Source organism: Paenibacillus sp. S33 (assembly GCF_053615415.1).
Genome location: NZ_JBSIEZ010000001.1, coordinates 3,637,251 through 3,654,611, shown reverse-complemented (window position 1 = coordinate 3,654,611; position 17,361 = coordinate 3,637,251). Strand labels below are relative to the sequence as shown.

The 17,361-nt window shown below is 46.1% G+C and carries 17 protein-coding genes and 1 other RNA gene; 15 read left to right on the top strand and 3 right to left on the bottom strand.

Annotated features, from left to right (window positions below; genetic code table 11):
• Positions 1 to 7: 7 nt before the first annotated feature.
• From rpoD to rnpB, 5 genes are all read left to right on the top strand, one after another.
• Entirely contained in the window at positions 8 to 1,141 is a 1,134-nt protein-coding gene (gene rpoD, locus ACWGXJ_RS16620; RefSeq protein WP_007431230.1) for an RNA polymerase sigma factor RpoD, read from the top strand.
• Positions 1,142 to 1,228: 87 nt separating this feature from the next.
• Positions 1,229 to 2,068, top strand: coding sequence for a hypothetical protein (locus ACWGXJ_RS16615; RefSeq protein ID WP_452567182.1), 840 nt, complete (start codon positions 1,229 to 1,231; stop codon positions 2,066 to 2,068).
• Positions 2,065 to 2,826: a tRNA (adenine(22)-N(1))-methyltransferase gene (locus tag ACWGXJ_RS16610; RefSeq protein ID WP_341163611.1), complete on the top strand. Its 762-nt coding sequence runs from the start codon at positions 2,065 to 2,067 to the stop codon at positions 2,824 to 2,826. Before ACWGXJ_RS16615 ends, ACWGXJ_RS16610 begins: the two co-directional genes overlap by 4 nt.
• Complete coding sequence (locus ACWGXJ_RS16605; protein WP_452567181.1) at positions 2,802 to 3,917, top strand: Nif3-like dinuclear metal center hexameric protein; 1,116 nt, start codon at positions 2,802 to 2,804, stop codon at positions 3,915 to 3,917. The genes ACWGXJ_RS16610 and ACWGXJ_RS16605 overlap by 25 nt, the downstream gene beginning before the upstream one ends.
• Before the next feature lie 103 nt (positions 3,918 to 4,020).
• Positions 4,021 to 4,419, top strand: an RNA gene (gene rnpB / locus ACWGXJ_RS16600) — RNase P RNA component class A.
• 410 nt (positions 4,420 to 4,829) lie between these two features.
• Here the strand turns inward: rnpB and ACWGXJ_RS16595 are convergent.
• Positions 4,830 to 6,050, bottom strand: a complete 1,221-nt coding sequence (locus tag ACWGXJ_RS16595) for an aminotransferase-like domain-containing protein (RefSeq protein WP_452567180.1) — start codon at positions 6,048 to 6,050, stop codon at positions 4,830 to 4,832.
• A gap of 116 nt (positions 6,051 to 6,166) precedes the next feature.
• Here ACWGXJ_RS16595 and pdxR point away from each other — a divergent pair, with 116 nt between their 5' ends.
• Entirely contained in the window at positions 6,167 to 7,642 is a 1,476-nt protein-coding gene (gene pdxR / locus ACWGXJ_RS16590) for a MocR-like pyridoxine biosynthesis transcription factor PdxR (RefSeq protein WP_452567179.1), read from the top strand.
• Between the two features lie 88 nt (positions 7,643 to 7,730).
• On the top strand, positions 7,731 to 7,961 hold the full coding sequence (locus tag ACWGXJ_RS16585; RefSeq protein ID WP_081112406.1) for a hypothetical protein: 231 nt from the start codon (positions 7,731 to 7,733) through the stop codon (positions 7,959 to 7,961).
• A gap of 57 nt (positions 7,962 to 8,018) precedes the next feature.
• Here the strand turns inward: ACWGXJ_RS16585 and ACWGXJ_RS16580 are convergent, their stop codons facing one another.
• Positions 8,019 to 9,899: a S8 family peptidase gene (locus tag ACWGXJ_RS16580; protein WP_452567178.1), complete on the bottom strand. Its 1,881-nt coding sequence runs from the start codon at positions 9,897 to 9,899 to the stop codon at positions 8,019 to 8,021.
• Positions 9,900 to 10,085: 186 nt separating this feature from the next.
• Here ACWGXJ_RS16580 and ACWGXJ_RS16575 point away from each other — a divergent pair, with 186 nt between their 5' ends.
• The 6 genes from ACWGXJ_RS16575 to thiI all read left to right on the top strand — a co-directional run bounded on the left by ACWGXJ_RS16575 (position 10,086) and on the right by thiI (position 14,892).
• Positions 10,086 to 10,592, top strand: coding sequence for a YpuI family protein (locus tag ACWGXJ_RS16575; RefSeq protein WP_061828537.1), 507 nt, complete (start codon positions 10,086 to 10,088; stop codon positions 10,590 to 10,592).
• A 187-nt stretch (positions 10,593 to 10,779) separates the two neighbouring features.
• On the top strand, positions 10,780 to 11,007 hold the full coding sequence (locus ACWGXJ_RS16570) for a DUF1540 domain-containing protein (RefSeq protein ID WP_061828536.1): 228 nt from the start codon (positions 10,780 to 10,782) through the stop codon (positions 11,005 to 11,007).
• A gap of 44 nt (positions 11,008 to 11,051) precedes the next feature.
• Positions 11,052 to 11,444: a hypothetical protein gene (locus ACWGXJ_RS16565; protein ID WP_235309366.1), complete on the top strand. Its 393-nt coding sequence runs from the start codon at positions 11,052 to 11,054 to the stop codon at positions 11,442 to 11,444.
• Positions 11,445 to 11,665: 221 nt separating this feature from the next.
• Positions 11,666 to 12,358 (top strand): lytic transglycosylase domain-containing protein, encoded by a 693-nt coding sequence (locus tag ACWGXJ_RS16560; RefSeq protein WP_452567177.1) that lies wholly within the window; start codon positions 11,666 to 11,668, stop codon positions 12,356 to 12,358.
• Positions 12,359 to 12,515: 157 nt separating this feature from the next.
• A complete protein-coding gene (locus ACWGXJ_RS16555) occupies positions 12,516 to 13,664 on the top strand; it encodes a cysteine desulfurase family protein (RefSeq protein ID WP_452567176.1) in 1,149 nt (382 codons plus the stop codon).
• Position 13,665: 1 nt separating this feature from the next.
• On the top strand, positions 13,666 to 14,892 hold the full coding sequence (gene thiI, locus ACWGXJ_RS16550; RefSeq protein WP_254325268.1) for a tRNA uracil 4-sulfurtransferase ThiI: 1,227 nt from the start codon (positions 13,666 to 13,668) through the stop codon (positions 14,890 to 14,892).
• A gap of 71 nt (positions 14,893 to 14,963) precedes the next feature.
• Here thiI and ACWGXJ_RS16545 read toward each other — a convergent pair whose 3' ends face one another.
• The gene (locus ACWGXJ_RS16545) at positions 14,964 to 15,659 is read right to left on the bottom strand and encodes a TerC family protein (RefSeq protein ID WP_025722107.1); all 696 of its coding nucleotides are present in this window, start codon (positions 15,657 to 15,659) and stop codon (positions 14,964 to 14,966) included.
• A gap of 217 nt (positions 15,660 to 15,876) precedes the next feature.
• On the opposite strand from ACWGXJ_RS16545, the gene ACWGXJ_RS16540 reads away from it, so the two are divergent.
• Complete coding sequence (locus tag ACWGXJ_RS16540; protein WP_013311114.1) at positions 15,877 to 16,536, top strand: TerC family protein; 660 nt, start codon at positions 15,877 to 15,879, stop codon at positions 16,534 to 16,536.
• A 160-nt stretch (positions 16,537 to 16,696) separates the two neighbouring features.
• Positions 16,697 to 17,188 carry a hypothetical protein gene (locus ACWGXJ_RS16535; RefSeq protein ID WP_446674591.1) on the top strand — a complete coding sequence of 164 codons (492 nt, stop codon included), beginning with the start codon at positions 16,697 to 16,699 and terminating at the stop codon, positions 17,186 to 17,188.
• The last annotated feature ends 173 nt before the right edge of the window (positions 17,189 to 17,361 follow it).

The window sequence follows — 17,361 nt, the reverse complement described above, 5'->3', positions numbered from 1 at the left end:
TCGAAAGATGGCGAATGATCAGCATACTGAACTGGAGACGGAACTAACACTGGATCAGGTTAAAGATCAACTGATTGAGTTGGGTAAAAAAAGTTCTTCTCTGAACTACAAAGATATCATGGAAAAACTGTCGCCGTTTGATCAGGACCCCGAGCAAATGGATGAGTTTTATGAGCAGCTGGGTGACTTGGGGATTGAGGTTGTGAATGACAACGACGAAGAAGTTACCAGATTGCGTCAAAATGACGACCCTGAAAACAATGATGGGGATGATTTTAATTTCGATGACGATCTGAGCCTGCCTCCCGGTATTAAAATTAATGACCCGGTCCGGATGTACTTGAAGGAAATCGGTCGTGTACCGTTGCTTTCTGCTGATGATGAGGTGGAGCTTGCCAAACGGATCAATAACGGCGATGAAGAAGCTAAGCGTCGGTTGGCAGAAGCGAACTTGCGTCTGGTTGTAAGTATTGCCAAACGTTATGTTGGTCGCGGAATGCTTTTCCTGGATCTGATTCAGGAAGGTAATATGGGTTTGATTAAGGCAGTAGAAAAATTTGATTACGAAAAAGGCTTTAAATTCAGTACGTATGCAACCTGGTGGATTCGTCAGGCCATTACGCGCGCAATAGCCGATCAGGCGAGAACGATCCGTATTCCGGTGCATATGGTGGAAACGATCAATAAGCTGATTCGCGTATCGCGTCAACTGTTGCAAGAGCTGGGGCGCGAACCTACGCCGGAAGAAGTGGCTGCCGAGATGGAGCTGAGCGTGGAAAAAGTACGGGAGATTATGAAAATTGCCCAAGAACCGGTTTCATTGGAAACACCAATTGGTGAAGAGGATGACTCACATCTGGGGGATTTCATTGAGGATCAGGAAGCATTGGCGCCTGCAGATGCGGCTGCCTATGAACTTCTGAAGGAACAGCTTGAGGATGTACTGGATACGTTGACCGAACGGGAAGAGAATGTTTTGCGTCTCCGCTTTGGTTTGGACGACGGAAGAACCAGAACTCTTGAAGAAGTTGGTAAAGTGTTCGGTGTTACACGTGAACGTATTCGTCAGATTGAGGCCAAAGCGCTGCGTAAGTTGCGCCATCCAAGCCGCAGTAAGCGACTGAAGGATTTCCTCGAATAGAAGCGTAACATTGCGGACCTTCTGCGGCTTGAAGCGCGCAGGGGGTCTTTTTTTATCTCATGGCAGCCTTGGTGGAGGGGAAGAAGCTTGGACCAGGAGAAAAAACGGGCAATACTGTTACATGAAATTGAGCATTGGCGGCGAAGTCGGCTGCTCCCTGAGCAATATTGCGATTTTTTGTCTAACCTGTATCGGGAGGACGAAGATCCGTCGCAGAGCCAGAACCGTAACAACACCGGGCTGCTTACATATCTTAGACACGGGCATGGGATCGCCTGGCTTCTTGGTTTTGTCATTATTTCCTGCATTTGTTTGATCGGTTTTTATTTTACCGCTTTTCCGTTGGCAATGCAAATATTCTCGGCAAGTGCAGTTACTACGATTTGCTATGGAGTGGCCGCATTTTGGCGGTCTTCCGAAAAGAGTATGAGTGCGATGTTGAGCACTTTAGGCAGTGCGATTATGCTGGGTTCGGGTGTGTGGATCACTCAGCTCCATCAAGGTGAAGCTAAGGTTTGGTTTCTTTTTCTCGTAGGCCTATGCGGTGTAGTATGGTGTCTTGTGGGATTAACTTTGCGGATCAGCTTACTTCATTACTGTGGTCTTGCTGGGCTGCTTTTAGTGTACGCGGTCCTTATAGGCCGCTACTGGCCTACAGCAACTTTAATGATGCTTGAGGCATTTTGGATTTTGCACGCAGTATTGTTGATCTGGTTAAGCTGGTGGGTACATCGCCGCTTTCCGCGTCTCGCTTTGGTTTATTTCGCTATAGGCATGACACTAGCATTCATGGCTGAAGCAGACATGATTATCCTGCGCCATCAAGCAGCGGGAGATGTGGTGTTTTACAGCATACTGAAGTTGGCATTTGTTGTAGGGATTTTATTTTGGACTCGAAAAAAATGGATTACGTGGGTGACGTCATGAAACTTTCTCAACGATTACAATATATTATGGAACAAATTCCTGCCGGGAGCAGACTTGCGGATATTGGCTCGGATCATGGATTGCTCCCTGTGGCTGCAGTGCGTAGTGGCAGAGTACCGCAAGCCGTGGCGGGTGAAGTCAACGATGGGCCGTTGCGTGCGGCTCAAAAGCAGGTGGCCGAAGCAGGTCTTACTAATCGCATTGCGGTTAGAAAGGGAGATGGCTTGGCTGTAATTAAGGCCAATGAGGTTGATGTTATTACAATAGCCGGCATGGGTGGTGCCTTGATCGCTTCCATTCTAGAGCAAGGGAAAGACAAGCTTGTTTCAGTAAAACAACTTGTTCTACAGCCTAACGTAGGCGAGGATATTTTACGCCGATGGCTCATCGAACATCAATGGGTACTAACAAGTGAACATATTATGGAAGAAGACGGAAAAATATATGAGATTCTGACGGCAGTACCTGATTCGGTAAGCCCACTGAAACAGGATGAGCTGTATCAACCATGGAAACTTCCCGATAGTTCGCTGGTACTGACACAGGATTTGTTAATGCAACTCGGGCCGCTATTGGTTAAAGCACCGAATGAAATCTTTTTTTATAAATGGAAATTGGAGATTCGCAAGCTTCAGGATGTGCTGGCACAAGTGGCACGGTCAGATCAGGAATCCGCACAGCATAAGCGGGAACAATTGCGCAAGCAAATTGAACAGCTAGAGGAGGTACTTGCATGTTTGCCAAAGGACAGACAGTAATTAGCTACATGGAGCAGCTGGCTCCAAAATACTTGGCAGTTCCAGACGATAGAATCGGGCTTCAGCTGGGTAGTCTGCAAAAGGAAATCAAAAGCATATTAGTAGCCCTGGATGTTAATGATGAGGTTGTCGAAGAGGCAATCCGCATAAAAGCAGACCTCATTATTGCGCATCATGCGATTATATTCCGCCCACTTAAAGCTTTGAACACGGATCAGCCTGCGGGCAGATTGTATGAAAAGCTGATCAAGAATGATATTGCTGTCTACATCAGTCATACGAATCTGGATACGGCTGAGAACGGCATGAATGACTGGATGGCGGAAGCACTGGGTATTCAAAGTGAAGGTACGCTGGAGGATGTTCACACCGAGCAATTGTTCAAGCTTGTCGTTTTCGTACCCAAAACACATCATCAACGGGTACTGGATGCCGTACTGGGAGCGGGAGCTGGACATATTGGCAACTACAGCCATTGCAGCTTTAACATTGATGGCTACGGAACTTTTGTGCCGGGTGAAGGCACACAGCCGTTTTTGGGTGAGCAGGGTAAAATGGAACGTAGTGAAGAGGTTCGTATTGAGACCATTGTACCGCAGGGTGTACGTAATAAAGTTGTTCAAGCGATGCTGAAGGCTCATCCTTATGAAGAGGTGGCTTATGACCTGTACCATATGGATTTGCAAGGCCGTAGCTTTGGTTTGGGGCGGGTCGGCAAGCTTAAGGAAGCCTGCACGTTACGTGAGTTTGTCGATGTTGTGAAAAACGGTTTCAACGTCGAGCATGTACGTGTGGTGGGCGACTTAGATCGTACGATCAAAAAGGCAGCCGTGCTTGGGGGTTCTGGCAGCCGTTATGTGAACAAGTCGCTTTTTAAGGGGGCTGATGTATTAGTCACGGGGGATATTGACTATCACACGGCTCAGGATGCCCTTATGGCGGGGATTGCCATTATTGACCCTGGACATAACGCTGAAAAGATTATGAAGCCTAAAACTGCAGAGTGGATGCGTAAACGCTTGGCAGAAGGTCGATACTCAACGGAAGTACATGTATCTCAGGTGGAAACTGAACCTTTTCAATTTTTGTAAAACCTCAACGTCTATGAGAAAATAAAGGTGCTTTCTACTTTTTACAATATTTTCAGGGTTGTAACGTGCGCGCGTTCCCTGTATACTATGTAATGTTGTTCGGAAAGTTTGACAGACAATCGCTGGCGGCGTAAGCCGCGAGAGGAAAGTCCGGGCTCCATAGGGCAGGATGCTGGATAACGTCCAGTCAGCGCGAGTTGAAGGATAGTGCCACAGAAATGGACCGCCGATGGCCGCTTGCGGCACAGGCAAGGATGGAACCGAGGTGTAAGAGACCCCGAGGAACGCTGGTGACTTCGTTCCTGGTAAACCCCATCTGGAGCAAGACCTAATGGGACACAGCTTCTTCGCGAAGCAGCCTTAGCCCGAGGCGTGTCTAGGTTGGTCGCTGGAGCTGGATAGCAATGTTCGGCCTAGATAGATGATTGTCGCTTGTAGTGGGAGGGTAGTTCCCGTCTGTACCACGAATAGCACAGAACCCGGCTTACGGAAAACTTTCCCCACTGCAACACCTTAAAATGTATGAATTTAACTTTTGTAAATGACCTGTTTGCATGAAAGCTTTTAATCCAAATGTATTTATTGAATTAAAAAGGGTGTGTCATATTCCTGTGGGAATCATGACACACCCTTTTTAACATACCGTATTTGCGCAGAAATAGTGCATTTTTAGAATGAAGCCCCCAAGCATAATTACTGGAGGCTTTCATTTTAATTTTTACTCCCTCTATCGTAAAAACGTGCGAGGAAGAGGCACGTAGTCAGCGTAGCAACGCATTTGAATCTATAGAAGCGAGGTGTGCGGCTTTTGTCCCAGATTCCACCACTATTCAAAATCCAAACGAATCAGGGATAGCAGCGATCGTAAAAACAACGTGAAGCGGGCCTCACGTACGTGTTCTGCCAACTCCATCAGCGTACGCTTTTTACCACACTTTCCTCTGTGTACATCTTCAGTGCTCGATCCAATCGGTCAACTGCTTTTGGAAGCAGGGAAGGATCGGTATGCGTGAAGTTGATTCGCATATGGTTGCTGCCGCTCAGGTCAGCATAGAAGACTTGTCCAGGCACAAATGCGACTCCTTCCTGAATTGCGAGTTGCAGCAACCGGTCAGAACGGAAGCCCTCAGGTAGGGTAACCCACATAAACATACCGCCAAGTGCATCATTCCAGGTAATTCCTTCCCATTGGCGTTCTTTCATTAGCGACGTGAGACGTAGCATACGAGAATGGTACTCAGCGGACACGGTACGAATATGTCCGTCCAAGTCAAAAAAGTCCAATAACTCATTCAAAGCACGTTGATCAATACTGCTGGAGTGCAGATCGGCAGATTGTTTGGCATTCGCGACTTTAACGACGATAGCTTGATCGGCTACCAACCATCCAGAGCGAACACCTGGAGCGACAGTTTTAGAGAATGTAGAAGTGTACATTACATGACTGTCTCCACCTAACTGTTGATCAATTGAGAAAAGGGATGGAAAGTTAAGGTTTTCGTCAAATTTAAGACGTCCGTAAGGATCATCTTCAAAAATCAAAGTGCCGTATTTACGGCATAGTTCAACAACGCCTGTTCTGCGTTCCATACTCCAAACACTTCCTGCCGGGTTGGAGAAGGTGGGGATGACATACACGAATTTAGGCTGATGTTTTTTGATCTTGGCTTCAAGATCATCTAATTGCATACCGTTAGAGTCTGTATCTACACTTACAATGTTGGCACCATAGGAATTAAATACCTGAAGAGCGGCCAAATAAGTAGGGGACTCCACCAATACAGTATCCTGCGGATCGAGCAACACACGCGAAACCAGATCAATGGTCTGCTGTGAGCCCGTCGTCATAATGATATTATCTCTGGTAACGGAGATGCCTTGGGATGACATGATTGCTGCAAGACGTTCCCGTAGAGGAATGTAGCCCTCGGTTAGGCCGTATTGAAGAGCGGTAGTACCGCCGAGGCGAAATACCCGCTCATAGGCTTTAGCAACAGCTTCGATGGGGAAAAAGGCATCGGCAGGAAGGCCGCCTGCCAGAGATAACACATCTGTTCCCTGTGTCAGCTTTAAAATGTCCCTTACCATGGACGAGCCCTGAGTACGAGCCATACCCGAAAATTTGTGTTCCAATCCAATCATCTCCTGTGTTCTATACTGTACTATGAAATTTGTTGTATTATATCGATAATGAAGTATAACAGTAAACGTCTAAATGTAACAGTTGATTTTTTGGGGGGACAGTTCCGATGCATATTGATCTCAGCCGCAATAGCAGTGTCAAATTATATTTACAGATTGCCAAAACATTAGCAGATCGCATCCAGTCTGGATTGCTGCCTCAGGGCACAAAGCTTCCGTCTGTCCGTCATCTGTCCAGCCTACTTGCGGTAAGTCCCGTAACTGTAAGCAAGGCGTATGCTGAGCTGGAGTCTATTCATTTGGTTACCTGTACACAGGGAAAAGGTTGCTATGTAGCAGAGCCTTCGGTAGCTGTTCAACGAGAGGGAGCGCAGGATTTGTCATGGCAAATGTCGCTGATCGATTATTTGCCGCGCGCACAGCTATGGAGAAACTTTAACCATAGCAGACAGGTTCCCTATTCTTTTCATATAGCAGCAATTCAACCGGAGCTTCTTCCTACACGCGAAATCATTGCTGATACTCAACGTCTATCCTCTGGAAATCCCGATGCAATGGCAGCATATGGGACTTTTGAAGGTGATTTAGCGCTGAGGGAAGTGTTTGTAGATCACTTGAACGAACGCAGTATATGCACAGTGGCAGAACAGCTACTCGTGACCAGTGGTGCCCAACAAGGGATTGACTTGGTGGCACGTACTTTTGTTGGTTCTGGAGATGTTGTCTACATGGAGGCTCCTACATATACGGGGGCCATTGATGTGTTTACCAGTCGTGGTGCCAAAGTAATTATGATTCCGATGGATGAGCAGGGCATGCGGATCGATATCCTCACACGTCTTTGCGATACTCATCCCCCAAAACTGATCTACACGATACCCACTTTTCATAATCCTACCGGAGTAACTTTAACGATGGCCAGACGCACACAATTACTGGATCTAGCTCAAAGTTATCATTGTCTCATTGTTGAAGATGATCCATTTTCCGACCTTTATTATAAAACAAAGCCGCCACTCTCTATCAAGGCGCATGATCAGTCCGGACATGTGATATATATCAAAAGCTTTAGCAAAACCGTTGCTCCCGGCTGCCGTATAGCTTGTGTAGCGGCCACGGGCAGTGTAATGGATCGTTTGGTGGCTGCCAAGTCTACTACAGATTTAGGGAGCCCTCTATTAACGCAAAAAGCGCTACTGCCCTTTATCAAGAACCGACTTGATCAGCATCTTGTTTGGTTGCGGGAACAAATGCGGGATCGGTTGACAGTCGCATTGCACACGCTCCAGCGCTATGCTCCGCTAGAGGTCAGCTGGTATGCTCCCGAAGGCGGCCTAAATGTGTGGATTAAGCTTCCTCCTAATGTTGATATTCCAGAATTGGAGCGGCTGGCTGACCGAGAAGGCGTTTCCTTTTTACCTGGGGCAGTATGCTATGCAGGTGGTATGGACAGTAATCATATCCGTATTTCTTTTTCGTATGCGGACAAGGAAACACTTAAAACAGGTCTTCACAAACTGTGCCGTTTGTTGGGCGAACTGCTTGATCGTTCGGTCATTGTTGAACGGAAGCCTATTTTATAAGGGATATTTGTATTAGGGGGTAAACATCCAAGCACAGCACCTGCCTTCTTAATATGCTGTACTAATTCACCGAAAGGAGTTGCACATTATGAGTCATTGCCCTTACGACCCGATCGTGTGCCCACCGATCCAATTTGTAAATCATCAATTTTTCCCACAAGTCGTGCCTGTGGTTCATCCGATTGAAATTGTAAATCAGACGCACATTGTACCTGTGCCTCATCACGTATTTCCGGTGAGTATAAAGGATCCTGGAGAACCTTGCTGTCATACTCGCAGCCATGGCAAGCGTTCTGTTCGCAGCAGTTCCAAGCGTTAATAAAGCCCAAAAAAGCAGCCATGGAGCAACATGGCTGCTTTTTTCCAATAAGGAATCTTACGTTTCCAGTTTCTTTAAAATTGATTTTAACTTGTCACTTAAATGCTGTGGATAGAATTGCAAAGGAACATATGGACGTTGTGCTGCTTTCAACGCTTTATACACGTCAATTTGACCATACCCGAAATATTTGTCATGCCCTGGTGTGCCCAAGTCAATTACGCTGCTTCTCATTAATTCCATTACCTCTTTGTTGGTCAGATCGGGGTTAATGGATCGAATCAGTGCAGCAAGCGCTGATACATGGGGACTGGCCATTGAAGTGCCTGACAGTGCAGCATATTGATTTCCTGGGTACGTACTGGCGATACTTGCACCTGGAGCCATGACGTCTACATAATCTCCATAGTTAGAAAAGGATGCACGGTGCATAGAAGAATCTGTAGCGGAAACGGCAAATACTTCTGGATACGCTGCTGGATAGCCAGGTCGTTCCGTATTGTCATTACCTGTGGCTGCAACTAATACGACATCTTTATCATAGGCGTATTTGATCGCATCATGCAAAAATTCAGCTTGTGCGTAATTGCCCAGACTCAAATTGATGACCTTGGCCCCATGATCAGCTGCCCATATAATACCTTCTGCAACCGAGTAAGTCGTACCGGAGCCGGATTGGTCAAGAACCTTAATCGGCATGACTTTGTTGTACCATGTCATGCCAGCGACCCCCTCACCATTATTCACGAGGGCAGAAATGATGCCAGCGACGTGCGTTCCGTGACCGACGTCATCATAAGGTTTTTCAGACGGGTTTACCACGTTATGACCTGAAAGGATTTGACCTTTTAGGTCGGGGTGATCCAAATCTACTCCCGTATCTACGACAGCGACAATTACGTCCTTGCTGCCTTTGCTTAATTTCCAACCCCGGTTGGTTTCAGTAGCCGGCAGATTCCATTGATAGCGGGAAAAGAGCAAATCATTGGGGATAGAGTTGTCCGCTTGGATAGGTGTTTTCTCATTGGTTAGATACATATAGTGAGGCTCAGTATAAAGCGGGTTCCATTTTCTTGAAAAATATTGCTTTAGCTCCTTGAAGTTCATCTTATCCGAATGAAATACATAGGTATAACCAAGCTTGCGGCCTGGCGCACAGTGTAAATCTGCTGCAATTTCCTGCAGTTGTCGTGAATCAGGATTGTGACGGAAGCGAACGACAATTTCGTTTTCAAAATAATGACTTGCATTTTCGTTGTCGTGGCCCGTCTTGACAGTAATATCGTGCAATGTGTCGGGATGTACGGATTCGATTTTGTAGCTGCCTTCTTTTGGATAGGGAATCAACCGCAAATTCTTACGCTGATGCTTCTCCACGTCACGCAATACTTGCTGACTAACCAGGGCAGCAACACCACATGTTCCGTCAGCCGATGGTTCTGCCATGACAAAATATTTACCGCCTTCAGCCTGAAATGCAGCAGATTCGTAGGATTTATTTTGCATGACGGAACGGCGAGCGGCGGCCAAGCTGCTTTTAATTTGAGGATGACTCAGCAGACGAGTTTGTGATTTACTGCCCGTATAGGTGCTCGTGTTCCCGTCGCGTGTGTGAATCCACTGTAACGTATGAAGATGACTGTGTGATTGCTGGAGCGTGCGGGTAAACTGCCTTTTCTGATCAGCAGTTTTACCATCAAGCTCCCGCATCACGTATTGAATATCCTGCCTTGCATCCATGCGTGTGAGGGTATCCGTAGCGGACAGGTCCAAAGCCAACATTCCTTTTTTGAGCTGCTTCTCTTGCTGTGGCACCATCTTGGCCGTATATTCGGGCTGCGGTGTATGGCGGTGATCACGGGAAGGCAGCATCAGTGTGATGAGAAGCACCCCGGCAGCTGCTCCGAGCAGGGGTTTTAACCATTTTCGCCGAGACATGGGACCGTCCTCCTTGAGTATTCATAAATTTATGGTTTAGCGTGAGGAGGTTGGCATGTTTTTATACCTTTCAATGCTCATTTGTGGTAGGATAAATACTGAAAATTACAGCTCTTTCGGTTAGAAGGGACTATTTTCGGGTAATCAAATTGATGAACAAGCAACAAATAAGGGGGAGCTGCCTTGATGTCAGCAGTCAACGTACAAAAATTATGTGAGTCGGCGCAGGAGAGACTGAAAACTGCCGTGAAACGGGTGGAAACATTCCTCAATGAGCATGCTCTGCCACAACTTGCTGCAGATGGCAATGAGGAGTCCGTGCTTTTTTACAAAGGCCTTTTGTCGGATCTCCGTCATGTCCTTGTTTTTTCCGAAGTATCTTATGAAAAGCTGGGTGTGGCTTTACGCCGTGCCAATTTTGACGTCGATTTTGCGGAAAAGGCATTGTATAACGTTTACCATGACTGCGTGAACAGCTTTTTTTATCCCAAAAATGAATCTTACGCAGAGGATGGACGCTATGCGTATACGGGACAAGATGCTATTCGCTTCCGTAAAACGCCAGTGCCAGCCGCTCGCGAAGTGATCATGGACATTACGAAAAATTTTGAAGAATTGCGTGATGACCTGACTTATTATGAAAGTGACTATTTGACTCAGCGCCGGATGCAGACTCGACGTACTCATGCCTAAAGCATTCAACGGGGAAGATCATTTCTAATCAAAAACTAAAACAAGACAAGCAAGCCGTTTTCTACTTGCTTCCTGCCATTTTGGAGGAGGTGAAGGAAGCGGCTTTTTTCGTATGTCACCAACTGCCATATACCATGAACGCATAGGTGCAGGGTAGCGGGGGGACAATGAATCCGAGGTGATAATCATGAGCCAAGAGGCCAAGCCAATCGTTAAGTGTAGCGTAGCCAATTGCCATTATTGGGGAGAAAACAACTTTTGCAAGGCAGATTTGATCATGATTGAAGTTGATGGTCATGCCGGTAAGAAATTTAAAGAAGAATATGCGGGAGAAAGCTTCAGTTCAGAAGAACGTGATAAGGCTGCCACGTCAGCCGCAACCTGTTGCCACACTTTTAAGCCGAAGTCCGTGTAAATTTTATTGCGCGATTCATTTCGCATTTGGAGGTGCAGTTTATTATGGAAGATCATGAAAATGACAAGCATCAGAGTAAAGAGCATGTAAGCCGCGAACGTGTAGATTACCCCCGTCACATTCATGAACGATCTGCCAAGCGCCGTAATGATCGTGAGGAATATGCAGCAGAGGTTGCTCCCGGCTCGGCTGTGACTCGACATGAGGTTAAGGGTCAAGAGCAGGTTATAAACAATAGTGGCCGTATTTCTGGCTATATTGGTCTGGCTGCAGGAATTGCCTCATTGTTTATGTGGTCAATTGTGCTGGGACCTATTGCTGCAGTTTTAGGTTTTTTTGCTTATGTGAATGGCAGCAAAACGACCGGTATTTGGTCGATTGGTCTGGGGGCGCTAGCGACATTGAGTTATTTTGCTTTTATCCCGTTCGTTCGTTGACCCTACTGGAGAACAAGCTCAGTTTTCTTTTGTATATCCGAGAAAAATCATCTTAGTGATATAATTACATTAAAGCTGATCTATAAAGCTCCGCTGTCTTTTCGACAGAAACGGAGCTTTTTTTCATTAAAAGGTATGGAAGTACATAGTAAAAAGTTGTATCATAGCAGTAATGACAAGCTATTTGGGATATAACAACTATAGAAAGTTGGGAACACCACATGCAAATTGATCCGCGCGTGTCCAAGTCCATGTTAGACATGCAGCTGTTAAATAATATGAGTGCTACAACCCAGACGGGTACAACGGACGCTTTTTCCGGATTACTGGAACAAGTAGGTCAGTTGGAAACAGATGGTGCTGTGACACGAGAAAATTCAAGTGATGTTACCAGAGACGAAAACGGTTTGCTATGGCTTCAATTGGGACCTTCGAGGGGGACGGCTTCGTCATTGTACCCCCCTCCTTCCAACACAGCAACAGACGGACCCACAACACCTACAGCATATGATGATTTGATTAACGAGGCTAGCCAGAAATACGGCGTTCCAGTAGCGTTGATTAAAGCGGTTATTGATACGGAATCTTCGTTTAATCCGTCGGTCACTTCTTCGGCCGGAGCCAAAGGGCTTATGCAGCTTATGGATGCTACGGCTCAAGGCCTGGGGGTCAGCGACCCATACGATCCTGTTCAAAATATTGATGCCGGTGTTCGTTATTTGTCCTACCAGATTAAACGATTTAACGGACAAGAAAATATGGCGCTGGCTGCATATAATGCAGGTCCCGGACGGGTGCAGCGGCTTGGTGTAAATAGTGATGAACAGTTAATGGCTGTACTGGACAAGCTTCCGGTGGAAACGCAAAGATATATTACCAAAATTCAAAATGCACGTGAAAAATATACGATCTAAGCCCTATAGCTTACAACGAAAAAAGTGCGTAATTTCAATTAGATTAGGTCCGCAGACAGGATCAATATGGGGAAAGGGTGTCGCTATAATGTAGCGGCCTTTCCCTGTTTTGGTCTTTTTTTGTTGCAGCAGTTATAGAGCGGAAAAGGGGAGTGCAATGAAATATTTTGATTATGCCGCGACAACTCCGCCTTTTGAAGAGGTGATTACAACAGTTGCCGAGGTCATGAGACGCCACTACGGGAATCCATCCTCGATGCATCGATATGGAGAGGATGCAGATAAGTTGCTTAAGCGTTCGCGCGAAGTATGTGCTGCGGCTTTGGGAGTGTATCCATCAGAGATTGTCTTCACATCTGGGGCAACGGAAAGCAACAATCTTGCTATCAAGGGAGCAGCTTTGCAGTATCAGACCAGAGGCAAGCATATTGTTACTGTATCGACAGAGCACCCGTCTGTGTATGAAGCTTGCAGACAACTGACAAATCTGGGCTTTGAGGTTACATTTTTACCTGTCGATGCAGAAGGGCATGTGAGCGCCGAACAGGTTTGTGCCGCTGTCCGTAAAGATACGATTTTAGTCAGTATCATGCATGTCAATAATGAGACGGGAAGGGTGCAACCGTTGCATGATATCGGAGTTGCGCTGAAGAAAAAGTTCCCTCGTGTACTATTTCATATTGACGGTGTACAGGGGTTTGGAAAGCTACAGGTTGATATCCGGGGATGGCAGGCTGATCTGTACAGCCTCTCTGCGCATAAGTTGCGTGGACCCAAAGGTGCTGGACTACTATTCGTTCGGGAAGGTGTAGAGCTTTTCCCACTGCATAGTGGCGGCTCTCAAGAGCAGGGTTTTCGTGCAGGTACGGAAAATGTACCGCTGCTTGTCGGTATGTCTAAGGCGATACGGTTGGCGGGCGAACGGCAAGTAGAGACAGCACGCCGTATGACCGAGTGGAGAGAACGGGTGGTCGCAGAAGTGAAGACACTCCCTCAACTGCGGCTGAACAGCGGGGAAGAAGCGCCGCATATTATCCACTTTTCGTATCCAGGCATGAAAGCCGAGGTAATGCTGCATACGCTGGAGCAACTGGGTGTGGTAGTATCCACCAAATCAGCTTGCTCTTCGAAATTGGCTGAACCCAGTCGGGTGCTGCTGGCGATGGGATGCAATGAAGCGGAAGCGTCTGGCGGCATTCGTATTAGCTTCGGTGATGAACATACGGAACAGGATATCGATGAGCTTATACTTGCACTGCGAAAGGCTGTAGCCAAGCTGGAATCCCTTGAAAGGTGGAAACGTTAAAATGCACTATGATATGCTGTTACTTCGCTTCGGTGAATTTACATTAAAAGGGAAGAATCGGACTCGTTTTGAAAAGGCAGTACTGAATCACGTGAAGCTGCTGCTCAAACCCTTTCCCGGTGCTTCTTTGCGGAAGGAATTTGGACGGATTTATGTGGTTCTCGGAGGAGAGCCTTATGAACAGATCATTCAGGTGTTACAAAAAGTGTTTGGCATCACGACAATAAGTCCTGTCAAAATGGCTCCTGTTGAGCTGGGTGCTATCATTGAGACCGCTGCAGCTTTGATGCGTGAGCTGAATGTGACCGAGGGAACGACGTTCAAGGTAAATGCCCGCAGAGTATGGAAGGAGTTTGCTCATTCCTCACAAGAGATGAATCATTTAATTGGTTCTCCTATATTGCGAGAGTTTCAAGCGTTAAGGGTCGATGTACATCAACCAGATATTGAGTTACGTGTGGAGGTTAGAGAGCAGGCGGCCTATATATTCAGCGATGTTATTATGGCTGTAGGGGGCTTTCCGTTAGGAACGAACGGTAAAGCTATGCTGCTGCTGTCTGGTGGAATTGACAGCCCGGTAGCAGGATGGTCTTCCATGCGTAGAGGATTGGAAATCGAATGTGTACATTTTTATAGCTATCCATTTACAAGTGAACGTGCGAAAGAAAAGGTTATTGATTTGGCAAGGGTATTAGCAGGCTATGCGGGTCGGATCAAAATCCACCTTGTACCGTTTACAGAGGTGCAGACGGCCTTTACGCGCACTGGACAGGATAATCTGATTATTACGCTAATGAGACGGTCTATGCTGCGAATTGCCACGATGCTGGCTGAGCGTGAAGGAGCACTGGCACTCGTGACAGGCGACAGTCTGGGGCAAGTCGCTAGTCAAACGTTATCCAGCATGAATGTGATTGGCCGTTCGACAGAATTACCATTGCTGCGACCTCTCGTAATGATGGATAAACAGGAGATCACGGAAATCGCAAAGCAGATTGGCACCTACGATCTATCGATCCTCCCCTATGAGGATTGCTGCACATTGTTTGTTCCTAAATCCCCAACGACCAATCCAAATTTGTGGGTTGTTCAAAAGATTGAAGCCTCTATTCGGGATTTAAATGTGTTGATTGAACAGGCTGTGGCTACAACAGAGACGCTTGTCCTGGAGGCCGGCGGAGCTATAGAGGGGCGCAAAGAGGAAGTTATACAGGAAGATTGGTTTTAAACAAAAAGGCAGACCCGCCAGCTATTTTGGGTCTGCCTTTTTATTTTAATTAAAACAGTTTTTGAATCATTTTAGACGGCTTTTTCTCGACTGGACACTGCTCTGCGATTTTGAAGATATCCTGTGAGCAAAATACCTGCCATGACTGCGGCAATAAACAAGATACGCAGCGCAGGGTGCTCAGTAAAGTAGGGTTCCAGCTTACGTTCTTCAGTAATCATATTAGAGGCTGTATAACCAAGCACAGCCGATCCTAAATAGATAATCCAAGGGAATTTATTGATCAACTTGATAAAAAGAGTGCTTCCCCATACAACGATCGGTACGCTGATTAATAGTCCCAGCACTACAAGGAGCAAATGCTGCTGGGCCGCGCCAGCAACAGCAATCACGTTGTCCAGACCCATAGCCGCATCGGCTACAACAATCGTGCGGATAGCACCCCATAACGTTGTTCCCGCTTTGACTTCGGTATGATCCTCCTGGTCTACGAGCAACTTATACGCGATCCAGACTAACATGACACCTCCGATGAGTAACAACCATGGTACTTGAAGCAACCAGAGTACCACAATGGTGGCTGCTATGCGAATGAGCAGGGCACCACCGGTACCGTACAGTATCGCTTTTTTTTGCGTTGCAGGAGGCAGCTTTCTGGCGGCAAGTCCAATTACAATCGCATTATCTCCTGCGAGCAGAAGGTCAATAAATATCACATTAAGCAGTAGCCAAAAGAACTGAAGTCCAGACATATCAATCGTTCTCATCTCCCTGATTAAACATCCTAAAATCATTGTATGTTGTTTATTTTAATACCCGTTTTTCGGAAATACGATTCATTATATTGCTGTTTGTTATTGATTTCAAGGTCTTTGCTCAACAAATTTGACATCAATTTTTAATAAATGATGACTTATTTGACAAGGCTTATAAGCATAGCCTCGTCCTATTTCGCATACAAGTAGGATGGGGGTGTTTGTACACATGGAGCATATCATTTTGCTGTTGAAAATATTAATGATTAATTTGGTGTTAAGCGGTGATAATGCAGTTGTTATAGCCATGGCGAGCAAAAACTTGCCTGCAAGGCAGCGGAGTCAAGCTATATGGTGGGGGGCAGTCGGTGCAGTCCTCCTGCGCTGTGTTTTGACTTTTGTAGCTGTCATTTTGCTGGGCATACCCTTTATTCAGGCGGCAGGCGGTCTACTTCTGTTATGGATTGCGTTTAAGCTGCTTTATGAGAATGAGGATCATGTGGGAGTAAGAGCAGAAACAACCATATGGAAGGCTATACAGGTGATTCTGGTAGCGGACTTTGTGATGAGTCTAGATAATGTATTAGCTATTGCAGCCCTAGCAGATGGGGATATCGCCATTATTGTCATTGGTATTGCGATTAGCATTCCAATTGTCGTCTGGGGCAGCAACGTGATTGCGATCTGGCTTCACCGGTTCCCTGTACTTGTTTTGCTCGGATCTGCAATCCTGGCTTTTACGGCAGGAGAAATGCTACTGCGTGATCCCCGATTGGGTGTATGGTTAGCAGGTACGGGAGAGCTTATACATGCATGGTTACCGGGACTCTTGGCAACAGCAGTTGTCGTTGCAGGTATATATCGTCAGTTACGAGCTCGCCATATTTGAACGTAGTTTTTTTGGAAAACATCGGCTAAAATAGACATAGAGTTTTTGCGAGTGCCAGGTTTACTCGGTTTTTGTAAAGACTCTATATTCACAAAAATATACTTAAAAACAATCACATTAAGAGACCTAAAAACAAATTCAGCAAACAAAGGAGACCACGATGAATTCCGGAAAAGAGCGTATGATCGGAGTGGGCATTGTTGCCGTAGGACTGATTATTTTGTTGGGGAAACTGGGGGCGTTCTCCTTTTTGGGACGAAACTTTTGGCCTTTGCTGTTTTTAATACCTGGAATCGTACTGCATGCAATGTACATAAAGCGTAAAGTTTCACCCTTTATGTTGCTGCCGGCAGGGATTTTGTCGGTTTATGGCTTCTTATTTTTGCTCTGCAATATTTGGGGCTGGCATTTAATGGCCTATTTATGGCCTTTGTTACTTCTAGGTGTGGCGATTGGATTATGGGAGTACGCCATTAATGATATTTCGCTTTCTCGCAATGTATATACAGGGGGCGTAATATTGGGCTTGGTATCGGTGCTTTTATTGGTTATTACCTCCCTAAGAACGGGTATCATATATGTTATTGCAGTTTTACTGATTGGCGCTGGAATCTGGTTGGTCTTAGACAACCGTGGCAAACGCAAAAGGTAAACGACAAGCTGTGAGATTTTATGGCGGTAAATTACGGAACAGGCAATAATGTCTTGCTTTATGACATATTTCAACTATAATATAATGGATATGATAAGAGCGTCGGAATGATTTCTGACGCTTATTTTAAGGTTTTCACGCGAATCGGAGAGAGAAGCTGTCTGTACAAAGCC